Annotated in this window: 9 protein-coding genes; 4 read left to right on the top strand and 5 right to left on the bottom strand. The window is 70.2% G+C overall.

Annotated elements, in window-relative coordinates:
* A partial coding sequence (locus LI336_RS11135; RefSeq protein WP_227133202.1) for a phosphate ABC transporter ATP-binding protein occupies positions 1–546 on the top strand: 546 nt, incomplete at its 5' end.
* Complete coding sequence (phoU, locus tag LI336_RS11130; protein WP_227133201.1) at positions 546–1,187, top strand: phosphate signaling complex protein PhoU; 642 nt, start codon at positions 546–548, stop codon at positions 1,185–1,187. The genes LI336_RS11135 and phoU, both read left to right, overlap by 1 nt.
* Positions 1,188–1,235: 48 nt before the next feature.
* Here the strand turns inward: phoU and LI336_RS11125 are convergent, their stop codons facing one another.
* The 4 genes from LI336_RS11125 to LI336_RS20410 are packed head-to-tail and all read right to left on the bottom strand — an operon-like array spanning position 1,236 to position 6,224.
* Positions 1,236–2,747, bottom strand: a complete 1,512-nt coding sequence (locus LI336_RS11125; RefSeq protein ID WP_227133200.1) for a DUF7519 family protein — start codon at positions 2,745–2,747, stop codon at positions 1,236–1,238.
* Entirely contained in the window at positions 2,735–4,009 is a 1,275-nt protein-coding gene (locus LI336_RS11120) for a DUF58 domain-containing protein (RefSeq protein ID WP_227133199.1), read from the bottom strand. The genes LI336_RS11125 and LI336_RS11120 overlap by 13 nt, the downstream gene beginning before the upstream one ends.
* Positions 4,009–5,094, bottom strand: a complete 1,086-nt coding sequence (locus LI336_RS11115; protein WP_227133198.1) for a DUF7269 family protein — start codon at positions 5,092–5,094, stop codon at positions 4,009–4,011. Before LI336_RS11115 ends, LI336_RS11120 begins: the two co-directional genes overlap by 1 nt.
* A complete protein-coding gene (locus LI336_RS20410; protein ID WP_227133197.1) occupies positions 5,091–6,224 on the bottom strand; it encodes a DUF4129 domain-containing protein in 1,134 nt (377 codons plus the stop codon). Before LI336_RS20410 ends, LI336_RS11115 begins: the two co-directional genes overlap by 4 nt.
* A gap of 131 nt (positions 6,225–6,355) precedes the next feature.
* Here LI336_RS20410 and LI336_RS11105 point away from each other — a divergent pair, with 131 nt between their 5' ends.
* Together LI336_RS11105 and LI336_RS11100 are read left to right on the top strand one after the other, a co-directional pair.
* On the top strand, positions 6,356–7,408 hold the full coding sequence (locus tag LI336_RS11105) for a M48 family metalloprotease (protein ID WP_227133196.1): 1,053 nt from the start codon (positions 6,356–6,358) through the stop codon (positions 7,406–7,408).
* 75 nt (positions 7,409–7,483) lie between these two features.
* Complete coding sequence (locus tag LI336_RS11100; protein WP_227133195.1) at positions 7,484–9,274, top strand: M61 metallopeptidase family protein; 1,791 nt, start codon at positions 7,484–7,486, stop codon at positions 9,272–9,274.
* A 199-nt stretch (positions 9,275–9,473) separates the two neighbouring features.
* On the opposite strand, the gene LI336_RS11095 is transcribed toward LI336_RS11100, so the two are convergent.
* On the bottom strand, positions 9,474–10,259 hold the full coding sequence (locus LI336_RS11095) for an SDR family NAD(P)-dependent oxidoreductase (RefSeq protein ID WP_227133194.1): 786 nt from the start codon (positions 10,257–10,259) through the stop codon (positions 9,474–9,476).
* Position 10,260: the final 1 nt, after the last annotated feature.

Here is a 10,260-nt window from a genome sequence, read left to right as displayed (position 1 = left end):
CGGAAGCGCATCGGGATGGTGTTCCAGGCCCCGAACCCGTTCCCGAAGTCCATCAAGGAGAACATCTCGTATGGGCCCCGCAAGCACGGCGACCTGGACACGGGCCTTCTGGCGCGCCTGTTCGGCCGGGACGACACCGAGGAGGAGCTCGAGCTCGTCGAGCGAGCGCTCAGGCAGGCGGCGCTCTGGGACGAGGTCAAGGACCGCCTCGACGACAACGCCCTCGGCCTCTCGGGCGGCCAACAGCAGCGCCTCTGCATCGCTCGCGCGCTGGCGGTCGACCCGGAGGTCATCCTGATGGACGAGCCCGCGAGTGCGCTCGACCCCATCGCCACCTCGAAGATCGAGGACCTCGTCGACGAACTCAGTGAGGACTACACCGTCGTCATCGTCACGCACAACATGCAGCAAGCGGCGCGCATCTCGGACCAGACCGCCGTATTCCTCACCGGTGGCGAACTCGTCGAGTACGACGACACCGACAAGATCTTCGAGAACCCCGAGAGCCAGCGCGTCGAGGACTACATCACCGGCAAGTTCGGCTGATGGCGGTCGACGGCCGCATCGAGGACCTCCACGCGAGCGTCCGCACGATGAGCGAGGTGGCGCGCGAACAGCTCGACCTCGCGCTCGCCGCGTACCGGAGCGCCGACGGCGCGCTCGCGCGCACCGTCGTCGACGGCGACGAAGCCCTCGACGCCCTCCACCGCGAGGTCGAACGGGACTGCATCAACCTCATCGCGCGCCACCACCCGGTCGCGACCGACCTCCGGTTCGTCGTCGCGACGTTCAAGGTCGCCACGGACCTGGAACGGGTCGGCGACCTCGCGGTGAAGATCGCGAAACGCGCACTCGTCGAGGACTGGGCGCCGACCCTCGGCGACGACCTCGACGACGTCGCCGAGCTCGCCGCCGACATCGTCGAGGACGCCGTGCACGCGTACCTCGACCGGGACGCCGACACGGCTCGCGAGGTCGCCGCACGCGACGACGAACTCGACGCCGCATGCGAGGCCCGCACCGAAGCGCTCTTCCGGGAACTCGTCGGGTCCGGCGGCCCGTCCATGACCGACGTCTCCTCGTACCTCCTGACCGTCCGCGACCTGGAACGCGTCGGCGACCACGGGGAGAACGTCGCCGCCAGAACCGTGTACGCGGTCGAGAACGACGCCGCACTCCTCTACTAGACGACGTCACCGGCCGAACTGCGCTAGGAGACGACCTCGGCGCCCGCGCTACGATCCGTCCGCGCCGTCGCTCCCGGTGTCCGCGAGGTACGCGAACCCGACGAGCGCCACCGTGAGGAGCGCGAGCGCCGTCATCGCGCGGTCCTGGGGAACGGCCGTCATGAGGGGCACGAAGAAGTGCGTCGCGAGCGACGCGACCAGGACCGCCGCCAGCCCGACGGCGACGGTCGCGATGACGTGCACGGCTTCGACCGACCGCGTCGACGCCGCCCGTCCGACCTCCGCGCCGAACTCGACGGCGTACTCGCCGACGTCCCAGACCGCGATCGCGGCCGCCATCGTCACGAACACCGCCGGTGCAGGTGCGCCAGCGAACGCGCCCGCGACCGCCGCGACGAACAGCATCGCCGCACCGAACACGAACCCGCTCGCGTGCTCGGGGACGAACGGCAGCGCGAACGCCGCCATGTAGAAGAACAACCCGATACCCATCACGACGAGCACGCCGGAGACGCCGCCGAGGACGCCCGGCCCGAACCCGTAGAGGTCGACGACGGCGGTCACCGCGCTGTCACTGCCAGCCAGCCACGTCACGAACCCGTCGAACCCGGGGATGCTCGAGACGAGGACGACGACGACCGACAGCGCGACGCCGCCGGTCGCGAACGCGAGCGTCTTCGGCGCACGATTCCCGAACACCGCGACCGCTGACCGACGGACGGCCGCGACCACCGGGAGCACGACGAGTACCGCGAGCACCACGAGGAGCGCCGCGTGGACGTAGAGGTTCGAGAGCACCGCGGCCGCGATGGCGCCGGCCGGACCGGCGACCGCGAGCAGGTACTCGAACGGCCCGGACCCGCCGGGGAACGCGAGGAGGACGACCTGGATACCGAGCAGGACCCAGAGGCCAGCGGGAACGTCCCGGACGCCGACGACGTCGACGTCCTCGGGGTTCCCGGACGGTTCGAGCGTCGCCGCGGCCCGCCCGGCACGGCCCGCGAGGAGCCCGATGAGGACGAACTCGAACTGGAGGGCGACGAACCCGGCCATCGGGGTGCTCGCGAGCACGAGCGCGAACAGCGTCCACGACCCGAGAGCGAGGTTCGAGAAGAGGTTCGCGTACAGCGCGCCAGCGAGGAGCGTCCCGGCTATCGTCGCGAGGAACGACCGACTGAGCGCCGAGAACACCGGTCGCACCGCCTCGTCGGGGTCCATGAGCGCGGCGAGCGTCGTCACGCCCATCGTCGCCGCGATCGCGCCGACGAGGACCGCGTCGACCGCGTTCGCCTTCTCGAGCGCGAGCGCCGCGACCACGAACACGGACGCGACCATGAGCAGCGAACTCCCGCGGATGCGAGCGCGAAGCTCCTCCTGTGCGACGTCCCGCGCCGCGTACCCGAACGCGACCCCGCCGACCACGCCGAGCAGCGTCTGGAGCGCGTACCCCGCACTCACGCCGAGGAGCGTCGCCGCGACCGCCGCGATGACGACCGCGGTCTTCGACCCGAACGCCGTCCGCGACCCGTCGAACGTGTACGCGTCCGTCACTTCGACCACCTCCGGCGCGCGCGGTCGAACGCCGACCGTAACGGTTCGTCGGGCGACCACGCCACCACCTTCACGCCGGCTTCGCGGACCTTCCCGATGCGTTCGAGCCACTGGATGCGGTCGACCGTCGACCCCGGCGTCTCCGTGCTCGTCACGTCGGGCGCGAGCATCCGGACCTGGTGGCCCGACGCCTGCAGGCGGCGTGCGGTCTCCGCGGGCTCGTCGTCGGGCACCGCGGACACGAACATCACCTGCGCGCCGTCGGGGAGGCGTCGACGCAGCCAGTCGACGCGCCGGTCGTCGTCGTACGTCCGGAACCCGCCGTCGGTCACGACCGGGAACGACGACTCCGTGCTCGCGTCCAGGGCGTTCCGGATGCGGACGGCGTGCCCGTCGCCGACGCCCGGCGGCACGTACTCGCTGTCGTAGCCGTAGAACGCCAACCCGACCTGGTTCCCTTCGTCGAGGAGGTGCGAGACGAGGCGTGCGGCCGCGAACTTCGAGAGCGTCACCGCGTCCGGTTCGTCCTCCCGTCGAGCAACCCGGCACTCGTCCCGGACGTCGACGACCACGACGACGTTCGCCGCACGTTCCTCGCGGAACTCGACGGTCGTCAGCTCTCGCGTCCGCGCGTACCGCTTCCAGTCCACGCGATTCATCGGGTCGCTGTGGTGGTAGTCCCTGGACTGGTAGAACTCCACGCCCTCGCCGCCGACGTCCGTCGGCACCATCCCCGTCTGCGGGATGGTCTGCTGGGCGAGCGGGACGTTACCGACGTCCGCGCTCACCGAGAGCGTCGTCTCGGCCGCTGCCGTCGACCGCGCCTCCGCGTCGCCGCTGACGTTCCGCGCGACGAGCGTCGCGTCGTCGAACTCGTGGCGGCCGCGACGCGCTCGCACGACGTACGAGTACGTCGTCGACTCGCCCGCCTGCAGCGTCGCCGCGTGCCGCGGCGATCCCTCGACGACGCCGATGCGGTCCGGGACGCCGTCGACGACCCGCACGTCCGGGACGAGCGAGTGGCTCGCGTTCCGTACCGTCACCGTCACCTCGACGTCCTGTCCCGCGGTCGGCGTGTCGTCCGAGAGCGTCCGCGACACCGCGAACGATGGATCGTTCGGGGACGTCGCGAACCCGTACGCGGCGTACGTGAGGCCTACCACCGCAGCCATGAACAGCACGGTGTTGTTCCCGACGATGCCGAGCGCGCCTGCGACGAGCGCGACGAGCAACCCAACCTGCCAGCGGTCGTTCAGTATCACTTCGTTCATCAGTCCTCACCTCCGCGCTCCGCGGCGAGCTCGGCGTTCGCATCTTCCCTCGTCGACGCCCCGTCGTCCGCGGCGTCCGCTCCAGTAGTCGAACCCGTCCCGTCCGCCGAAGTATCCGTCGTTGCCGCCAGCGTGGACTCGTCGGTCGATCCAGCGGGCTCGTCGGTCGTTCCAGCGGGCTCGTCGGTCGTTCCAGCGGGCTCGTCGGTCGATCCAGCGGGCTCGTCGGTCGTTCCAGCGGGCTCGTCGGTCGTTTCAGCGGACGCGTCGAGTCGGACGTCCGCCATCGACGTGGTGCCGTCGTCGCCCGTCGAGGATGCGTCCGGTGCGAGTTCGGCGGCGGCGGCTCTGATGCGTTCGGTCTCCGAGGCGGTATGCACGGGGAGCGCCGACCCGGTCGCCGTCCGCCCGGGATCGTCGGCGGCGTCCTCGCCGGTCGCGACGCCCGCGTGCCGAGCGATCGCGTCGACGGTCGCCTCGACGCGACGCTGGTACGCCTCGCCGCTCAACCAGTCGAGGAACTGGAGCTTGAGCGGGAGGTCAGGCGTGTCCGTGCCGAGGAACGCGCTCGCTCGCGGGTCGTCCGTCCACTCGCCCGTCTCCACGAGCTCCGCCGCCGCGTCCGCACTGACGTCGTGCTCGCTCGCGAGGACGCGCGTCGCCACCCTTTCGAGCGACGACTGCACGTCGTTCCGCTCCCGGTACGTCCACCAGTCCCTCGCGCTGGACTCGGGGAGTTCCCCGCCGACGGCCTCGACGGACTTATCGATGTCCTCCCCGGAGATGGCGTTCTCGTCGTAGTGTGCGCGCTCGGGGTCGAGTCCCACGAGCGGGTTCGGTTCCGGTTCGTCGACGCCAGTCCGGTAGAGCTGGACGAGGGCGTACGCACCGCCGCCGAACGCGACGAGGACGACGAGCACGGGGCTGCCGACGACGACGCCGACGGTGCTCGCGACGACGTCCCCGATACCGGGCACCAGCGCGGCGACCAGTCCGAGGACGAGCGCGGCGCCCGCGACCGTCCCGACGACCGGTCGAAGTACACTCTCGTTCCCATCCTTCCGGAGGGACGACGGTCGGCTCACGACGACTCACCCTCCAGTGCTCGACGAACGCGCTCGTAGGCGTCGCGTGCGACGCTCACGCGTTCGCCTTCGTCGGGACGGCCGCCGTACCGGACGTCGCGGAACGCGGTCGTCAGCGACCGGATCGCGTCCGTGGGGAGGCCGCGGTCGATGGCGCTGCGAGCGATCTCGCCGGGCGTCTCGCCGTCCTCACCGGAGACGCCGAGGTCCTCCTGGAGTCGGTCGAACGCTTCGCGAACCGACGCGGGCGGGTCCGGCGGTTCCGGGTCGGGCGCCGCGTCGGGCGTCGTGCCCGCACCGCCGCGGGGGTCCTCGTCGGGTCGGTCGTCGCTCCGGCCGAGGAAGCTCCCCGAACCGATCGACGAGAGTGCACCGAACCCGAGCGTTATCGACCCGAGGCCGCGACCGAGGCTCCCGATGCCCTTCAGGACGCCCCCGGGGATGGTCGCGAGGCTGCGACCGAGGCTCGCGCCGAGCGTCCCGATACCGCTCGTCAATGCGCCGACGCCGGACGTGGCGTTCCCGATGCTGTCCGCGAGTCCGTCGAGGATGCCGGGTGCGTTCGACCCGGCGAACATCACGAACGACAGGGACGTCTGCGGGATGCGTCGAAGGTACTCGACGACGCGGAGATGCGGGGCCGACGGGAGGTCCCATTCGTCCGGGTACCGGCGTCGATGATGCCGGCCCAGACCGACGCTGGCGAGGAGGACGGTCGCGCCGGCACCGAAGAAGATGGTGACGGATGCGAGCAGGGCGCCCTGGAGGCCGCCGTCGGCGGCGGCGTCGCTCCCGGGAACCTCGGTCGTGGTCGTCGGGGTGGTCGTGGTCGTCTCGGTCTCGGTCGATCCGTCTGACCCGCCCGAGTCGGTGCCGCCGGTGGTCGTCGTCGACTCGTCCGCGGACGTGGTCGCGTCGGTCCTCGACGACGTGCTCGTCGACTCGTCGGTCGTCGTCTCGTCGACGGTGGCGGTCCCCTGGTCGCCGGGGCCCTGCCCGCTCCCGTTCGCGACGGCGCCGGCGGGCACGGGGTTCGTGCCGAAGCCGGTGGCGGGGAACAGGCTGGCTCCGAGGACGACAGCGAACACGCACGCGATGGCGAGTGTCGCTCGGTACAGGTCGTGGTCCACATCTTGGCCTACGCACGAACGGTTAAATATATTACCTTTGATACGTGTTCGGCGGGAACGAAACCCCTCGCGCCGAGCGTGTCAGGACGGAAACTCTTTTGGTGTGCAACTTCATTTCCACGAGGTACGGCATGGAACGCGACAGGAAACTCATGCGGGACATCCTCCTCACGCTCGCCCTGATACTCGCCATCGACGCGGTCGTCGTTGGCGTGTTCGCACTCCTCGCGTACCCCTGGTTGACGTTCGTCCACGACCCCATCGCCGCCGTCGTCGGCACGACCGCCGCCCCGGTCGCCCGATGGCTCGTCGTCTTCCTCCCCGTCCTCGCACTGTTCGTGTGGGCGCAACTCCGATTCACACGCCAGGAACTCCTCGCCGACGTCCCAGCGAGCGACGCGACCAGCGAAACGCACCCCGACCTCCACGCGAGATTCGTGCGCCTCTGCAAGCAAGCGGACATGCGACCGCCCGACCTCGCGGTCGTCGACAGCGACGTCCCGAACAGCTTCGCCGTCGGCGGCGTCACGAACGCCACCGTCGTCGTCTCCGAAGGCCTCCGCGACGCGCTCTCGGACGACGAACTCGACGCCGTGCTCGCCCACGAACTCGCGCACGTCAAGAACCGCGACGCGACCGTCATGACGCTCGCGAGCTTCCTCCCCGCGCTCGTCAGCGACGACCGCAAGATACTGAACGTCGACGGCAGCGCGAACCTCCTCGTCTGGTTCGTCCTCACGTTCGTCCTCTACCTGCTCGCGTCCGCCTCGCTCCCCGGCGCCCTCTTCTCGGGGTCCTCCGTCGTCGGCTTCGTCACGCTCGTCGCCATCAGCGTCCTCGGCGGCGGCATCCTCCTCGGCGTCCTCACCGCACCGGTCGTCCTCCTCTCCCGGCGGCTCTCCGAGAGCCGCGAGTTCGTCGCCGACCGCGCCGGCGCGGTCCTCGTCGGTGACCCGAGCGCACTCGTCACCGCCCTCCAGAAGCTCAGCGACCGCGGGTTCGAACTCCCAGACACCGACGCGAGAACGCACTACACGGGCGTCGACGGCCTCTGCTTCCTCCCGTACGGACTCGACGACACGGACGCCAGCACGGACGAGGACACGTTCACCGTCGAGACGCGCTCGCACCCGCCGACGCACGAGCGCGTCGCGAACCTCCGCGCGCTCGTCGACGAACTCTGAGCGTGCGTTCCCGCCGGAACTCCCCACACGACACCAGCCAGCATCGTTAACTCGCCCGCCGAGCAACCCCTGTCCGTGCGAAGTACCCTCGTCCTCCTGGTCGCGCTCCTCCTCGTCCTCCCCGCCGCGAGCGTCACCGGAGCGGCCACGCCGACACCAGCCTCCGAGGCCGCGCCAGCAGCCGCCCACACGGCGACGCTCGTAGACGCGACCGTTCCCGCCGACGCGCCGAGCCTCGTAGACGCGACGACGTCCGGGAACTCGATTTCGAGTGCTGCCCCAGCAAAGAACGACGACGTCCAGTTCGACGCCGCCGGCAGCAGCAGCGACGATCCGGTGATCGTCGAACGTATCACCGTGAACCGGACGCCCGACAGACCCGGGTCCGTCCGCGTCGACCTCACGTACGCCCTCCCCGACAACGTGGTCTCGTTCACCACGGAGTCCACGCTCCTCGAGCGCGACGCGGTGACCCTCGCCGCCGCGACCGGATTCGACCGCCAATCCGACGGGTCGTTCGCGTGGGACGAACGGACGACCGCGCCGACGCTCTCGTTCACGTACGACGTCGCCGAGACCTACTCGCAGACCGCGCTCGGCGTCGAGGGCGACGACTGGGCGTTCGTCTCCCTCCCGAACACCTACGTCTCCTGGCGGTATCGCGGAACTCCCCCGAGCTTCGAGACCGAAGGGCGAACCGCGGGTCCAGGTCACGCGAGCGGCTCGTACGCGCTCGACGGCGCGAGGTCGACGACCGCCCGAACCATCGGGGACTTGAACCTCACCGTGGTCGTCGCGCCGACCGCACGCCCGGGAGCGACCGCGGACGCGTACGTCTCGCTGTACCGCGTCGGCATCCGCGAACTCGAACCCGGGTTCGAGTACGACGCCAGCGGCCTGTTCGTGCTCCCGACGGCCAGCGTCGACGACGACGCCGCACTCGGGACGTCCACGCGGTACAGCTTCTGGGTACAGGACGAGTACTCGACGCTCGACGGCGTCGAGAACACGGCCGCCCACGAGTTCGTTCACACCCGGATGGGGACGTTCGGGGGCGACACGTCCCGCTGGTTGACGGAGGCGACCGCGGAGTACTACGGGCACGTCCTCGCGACGAACACCGGCGCCGGGTCCTGGAGCGAGTTCCGCGAGGCGCTGACCGTCGAGCAGGACGCGTTCAGGGACGCGACGCTCGCGGACGCGTCGACGTGGCGCGACGAACTCGTCCCCTACGAGAAGGGAGCGCTCGTCCTCGCCGCGCTCGACGCCGAGATCGCCGCGCGGACGGGCGGCGTCCGCTCGCTCGAGGACGTCCTCGCGTACCGGTTCAGCGACGACGACCCCTACGGCGACCTCGAGACCTACGAGAACTTCTCGGCGGCGGTCGTCGCGACGACGAACGACGAGTCGATGCGGGACTGGCTCGACCGGTACGTCGCGGGCGGCGAGACGCCATCGGTTCCGTCGAACCCGGACGCGTTCGTCCTGAACGACTCGATGGATTCCGACGACGACGGCGTCCCCAACGGCGAGGAGGTGCGGACGAACCCGTTCGACGCGGACACGGACGACGGCGGGCTCGACGACACCGAGGACCCGTACCCGACCGACGACTCGCGCCCGGCGGAAACGACCACGACGACCACGACGACCCCGTCGATAACGACCGACGGTTCGTCGCCCATCGGTGCAGAGCCCACGGTGGCGTCCACGACGCGCACGACGACCGCTACGTCGAGCGGATCGGACGACGCTGGGTCGACGACTGGCCCGGGGTCGGTCGTGGACTCGATTCCCGGGTTCGGGCCGGCGCTCGCCGCGTTCGCGGTGCTGGCCGTCGCGCTCGGGGTCGCCCGTCGGAACTGATAGCGCTCGCGCTCACCGCACAACGGAGTTCTCCACACCACGTCGTCCGCCGTAATCTTGCTTCAACGCCCTCCAGGCGGCGGTCTCGTTCACTCACACGAACATCAGCGACCCCACCGTGTCCGCAGTAACCGGCACCGCTTGCCGGCGCACATTCGAGAACGCCGGTGGACGCGTTCTGGACGCGTCCAGGGTGCGTTCAGTACGAGAAGAGGTCCGCACCACCGGTCACGCCGATGACCTGCCCGGTCACGTAGCGCGCCTGCTCGCTCGCGAGGTAGCACACGAGCGGCGCGACGTCGTCCTCGCGCCCGAGTTCCTTCATCGGCGTCGCCTGCCGGATGCGCTCGAACTGCGGGTTGAACGCCTCCAGTTGCTCGGGTTCCATCTCCGCGAGGTCCTCGATGACGATGTTCGGCGTCAGGACGTTCGACGTCACGCCGTACTTCGCGCCCTCGAGCGCGAGCGTCTTCCCGAACCCGATGAGACCCGACTTCGTCGCCGAGTACGATATCTGCGCGAAGCTCCCGCGCCAGCCAGCGATGCTCGCCATCGTCACGATACGCCCCCACCCGCGCTCCTTCATCCCCGGATAGACCTCCTTCGTGACGTTGTACGCGCCAGTGAGGTTCAGTTCGACGTCGCGGTCCCAGAGGTCGTCGTCGAAGTCCTCGAGCTTCGCGACGGCGTCCACGAACCCCGCGTTGTTCACGAGGATGTCGATGCCGCCGGTCTCTTCCTCGACCGCCTCGATGGTCGCCGCGACGTCCTCGCGGTCCGTGAGGTCGCACTCGACCGCGATACCCTCACCCGACGCGTCGGGGTCCTCGGCGATCTCCTCGACGACTCGCTCCGCGCCGTCGCGGTCGACGTCGAGCACGACGACGTCCGCGCCCTCTCGGGCGAGGTGCTTGCAGTCTTCGCTCCCGAGCCGGCCGGCCCCACCCGTCACGAGCGCCGTCCGGTCGTCCAATCCGAAGTCCATG

It is taken from the genome of Halorubellus salinus (assembly GCF_020567525.1).
GTDB classification, from domain to species: Archaea; Halobacteriota; Halobacteria; order Halobacteriales; family Natrialbaceae; genus Halorubellus; species Halorubellus salinus.
Note: the sequence above shows the minus strand (reverse complement) of the source record. Positions and strands in the feature narration are given on the sequence as shown.

Coding starts and splice junctions, on each gene's coding strand:
- phoU (WP_227133201.1), top strand. CDS start 546: ATGGCGGTCGACGGCCGCATCGAGGACCTCCACGCGAGCGTCCGCACG.
- LI336_RS11120 (WP_227133199.1), bottom strand. CDS start 4,009: ATGAACGAAGTGATACTGAACGACCGCTGGCAGGTTGGGTTGCTCGTC.
- LI336_RS11105 (WP_227133196.1), top strand. CDS start 6,356: ATGGAACGCGACAGGAAACTCATGCGGGACATCCTCCTCACGCTCGCC.
- LI336_RS11095 (WP_227133194.1), bottom strand. CDS start 10,259: ATGGACTTCGGATTGGACGACCGGACGGCGCTCGTGACGGGTGGGGCC.